The organism is Agromyces binzhouensis, from assembly GCF_004135055.1.
Taxonomy (GTDB): Bacteria; Actinomycetota; Actinomycetes; order Actinomycetales; family Microbacteriaceae; genus Agromyces; species Agromyces binzhouensis.
Genome location: NZ_SDPL01000562.1, coordinates 1 through 1550 on the forward strand (window position 1 = coordinate 1; position 1550 = coordinate 1550).

A 1550-nucleotide genomic window follows, 5' to 3' on the forward strand; every position below is an offset into this window, starting at 1 on the left:
TGCGCCTGCTCCTCGCCATCCTCGGCCGGCACCGCGCTTCGACTCGACGGGGCGGCCGCCGTCTCGGCCGCGGCGTCGACCAGCCCACGGGCTGCGACGGCGTAGCGCGCCTCGCCCGTCGCCACGGCGAGCCGCACGAGTCCTCCGGCGAGCATCCCGGTGTCTTCGAGGGTGGCGGGCGCACTCGATGCGCGACCGTCGAGGGACGCGCGCACGAGCGTTCCGTCCCCGCGCACGTGGTCGACGAGGAGCCGGTCCGCGGCGCGTCGTGCGGTCGAGATCGCCTCGGCGTCGCCGAACACCTGGCCGGCGCGCGCGAGCGCGCCGATCGCGAGCCCGTTCCACCCGGTGAGGAGCTTCGCGTCGAGCGCCGGAGGTTCGAGGGGCGCCCGGCCAGCGGCATCCCGCCGGTAGTAGCCGCCCTCGTCGCGACGGCCGTCGATGGTGCTCTCGGAGTCCTGGGCCGCGGCGAAGCCGCCGTCGGGCAGCTGCATCCGGTCCGTGAGGAACGCGACGACGCCCGATGCGAGGGCCTCGAGGAACACCGGGCGGTCGTCCCCCGTGGAGAGCTCTGCGGCGACCTCGAGGAGCAGGGCGTTGTCGGTGAGCATCCGCTCGTAGTGCGGCTCGCTCCAGTCCGCGCGCGTCGCGTAGCGGAAGAACCCGCCCTCCACGGGGTCTCGGAGCGGCGACGCGCCCATCTTGCGCAACGTGCGGATCGCGAGCGCTCGTCCCGTTCCACCGGCCGCGGCGAGGAAGCCGAGGACGGGTGCGACGGGGAACTTCGGCGCCGATCCGAATCCGCCGTGCACGGCGTCCTCGTCGTCGGCGAGCTCCCGCACCGCGTCCTCGAGGGCCGCCCGGTCGGGCAGCCCGGCGTCGGTCCGGGCGACGGATGCCGCGGCGATCGCCGCCCCGACGGCCTCGGCGGTGTGGTCCAGGTCGTCGCGGCGTTCGCGCCACGCCTCGCCGACGGCCTCGAGCACGTCGCGGAACGACGGGATCCCCTGCTGCGCGCGCGGCGGGAAGTACGTGCCGGCGTAGAACGCCCGTCCGTCGGGGCGGGCGAAGACGGTGAGCGGCCAGCCGAGCTGCCGGGTGAAGGCGGATGCCGCGGCCAGGTAGCTCGCGTCGACCTCGGGATGCTCCTCCCGATCGACCTTGATCGCCACGAAGCCGTCGTCGAGGATCTCGGCGATGGCCGGATCGCTGAAGCTCTCGCGAGCCATCACGTGGCACCAGTGGCAGGTGGCGTAGCCGATGGACACCAGGACCGGGACGTCGCGGCGTCGGGCATCGGCGAAGGCCTCCTCGCCCCACGGATACCAGTCGACGGGGTTGTCGGCGTGTGCGCGAAGGTAGGGGCTCACGGCGTCGGCCAGTCGGTTCGCCATCGATCCAGCGTATGCCCGCATTCGGTGGGCTGGTTGGTTAAATGCAGAAGAGCCACCCCGTTCGGGGTGGCTCTTCTGGAATGTGTGTCCGGCGGTGTCCTACTCTCCCACAGGGTCGCCCCTGCAGTACCATCGGCGCTGCGAGTCTTAGCTTCC

1 protein-coding gene and 1 rRNA gene are annotated in these 1550 nt (G+C 73.0%); both read right to left on the minus strand.

Translation table 11 applies throughout. The features are described 5' to 3' along the window. The coding region (locus tag ESO86_RS16715) for a thioredoxin domain-containing protein (protein WP_165308215.1) at positions 1–1394 on the minus strand (1394 nt) is incomplete at its 3' end. Between the two features lie 86 nt (positions 1395–1480). Further along, a 5S ribosomal RNA gene (rrf, locus tag ESO86_RS20165) occupies positions 1481–1550 on the minus strand; the annotation flags it as partial.